Genomic DNA, 2,089 nt, shown 5'->3' on the forward strand with positions numbered 1-2,089 from the left:
TTTTTATACTTCCCATATCATGTACAGCTGAAATCATCATAATATCAATTTCTTTTTCTTGATTTCGAATATACATTAAAAGCTCAAATCCAGTCTCCCCAGGCATAAAAATATCAAGTAATATGAAGTCTACTCGTGACTTCTCTAACACTTCTATCGCCGATTTTACTGAGTTAACTGCATGGACCAGTTCAAACCCTCCAACTTGCTCTAAATAATGCGTATTTAACATCGCAACCATCGGATCATCTTCTACAATCAAAACTTTGATCATCTTATCTCTCATCCCTACTTTTAGGTATTTCAATCGTTATTGTCGTTCCCGTTCCTAACAATGAATGAACATAAATTCCCCCATTCATTCGCTGTATGCTTTCCTTTACAAGATGCAAACCATACCCCCGATTATCACCCTTTGTGGAATAACCTTTTATAAATAATGCATCAATTTCATCTTCTTTTATGCCTTTCCCCGTATCTTGTACTGTAATGATTAATGTATCCCCATATTGTATTCCAACTTCAACCTGCTTCTTCTCACAATTCGTCACCGCGTCTAATGCATTATTAATTAAATTTCCGACAATGGTGATCAGTTCATGAATGATACGTTCATCATATATTTCTGGTAAGTCAGAATCTTCTTTTATAATTAACTTTATATTTTTCTCTCTAGCATAACTAAGTTTACCTAGTAAAAACCCAGCAAATACTGGGCTTTGAATTTTTTTCATAATCCCCCCAATTTCATATTGATGCTCTGATACCATACTACTTACATATTTCTGCAATTCTTCATACTGTTTCATATGTGTTAGCCCTAATACGACATGCATTTTATTCATAAATTCATGAGATTGAGCCCGTAATGCTTCCGCATATAGCCTAATACCAGTTAGTTCTTCTGCCAATTTTCTGATTTCTGTTTTATCACGAAATGTTGCAATCGCACCAACTATTTCACCTTTTACATATAAAGGAACACGATTCGTAACAATCGTAATTCCATAAATATTTTGTTCTTCATTTAATTGTACCTCTCCAGTTTGTAACACTTCTTTTATACGTGAATTCGGCATATACAATTCAACATCTTTACCAATAAAGTCTTCTTCAAGTCCACTTTTCTTAAATAGCCGTTTTGCTTCATTATTAATTAACGTTACTTTCGCTTCTTTATCCACAGCAATAATACCTTCTTTGACCGATTGTAACATCGTATTTCTTTCTTCAAGAATTTTCGCTATCCTATGCGGCTCAAGACCAAATAAACTTTTCTTTATATGTCTAGCTAGCAATATCGCTCCTATAATGCCAATTAACAATCCAACTCCGACACCTATATAAATAATATGTCTACTTTCCTTAACTCTCTCTTTTACATTATCAGCTGAAATACCAACAGCAACCGCACCAAGCTGTTCACCTGTGTCAGCAAAAACAGGAACGAATACTCGCATTGAAATCCCTAAAGTTCCTTCTGCTAAAGATACATGTTCCTTTCCCTTCAATACCGTTCCTTCATCCCCTCCAACGAAATGATGACCTATTTTTTGGGGATTTGGATGAGATTTTCTTATTCCATCCATGTCCATAACGACAATAAATTGAACACCTGTATTTTTTAATATCCTATTTGTATACGTTTGGATGGCGGAAGTATCTGCTTTCCCAATTAAACCATCGATTACCACCGAATCATTCGCTACAATATGTGCAATCGTTTTTGCCTTCTCTGCTTGGCTTTCTTCTGTCGTTCGTTCAACATTATGGCTAATTAAAATATCTGTCACAAGTAAAGAAAAAATGACAACAGTACACACCAATAATGTAATCGTTTTCCATAAATTCCATAGTCTTCTTCTTTTTTTCATCCCGTTAATGACTCCCCTAATTGCTGAATAGAAAAATAAGTAAGGTGATATCATTTTCACCTTACTTATTTGCTGTTATTATACTTTAAATTTACTAGCCATTTCTTATAGTTCTTTTCTTCTTCCATCAAATTAACTTATTTTTCTACAGCCGCTGCACTCTTCGTTATTTCACCAACTTAGGAAACAATATATAATAATAACATGTATTATTT

2 protein-coding genes are annotated in these 2,089 nt (G+C 34.0%); both read right to left on the bottom strand.

Going from position 1 to position 2,089, the window contains the following annotated elements:
- On the bottom strand, positions 1-274 hold a 274-nt coding region (locus AB3X48_RS21475), incomplete at its 3' end, for a response regulator (RefSeq protein ID WP_367959919.1).
- A 1-nt stretch (position 275) separates the two neighbouring features.
- Complete coding sequence (locus AB3X48_RS21480) at positions 276-1,874, bottom strand: sensor histidine kinase (protein ID WP_367959920.1); 1,599 nt, start codon at positions 1,872-1,874, stop codon at positions 276-278.
- Positions 1,875-2,089 lie beyond the last annotated feature (215 nt).

The organism is Bacillus sp. S4 (genome assembly GCF_040838205.1).
Lineage (GTDB): Bacteria > Bacillota > Bacilli > Bacillales > Bacillaceae_G > Bacillus_A > Bacillus_A cereus_U.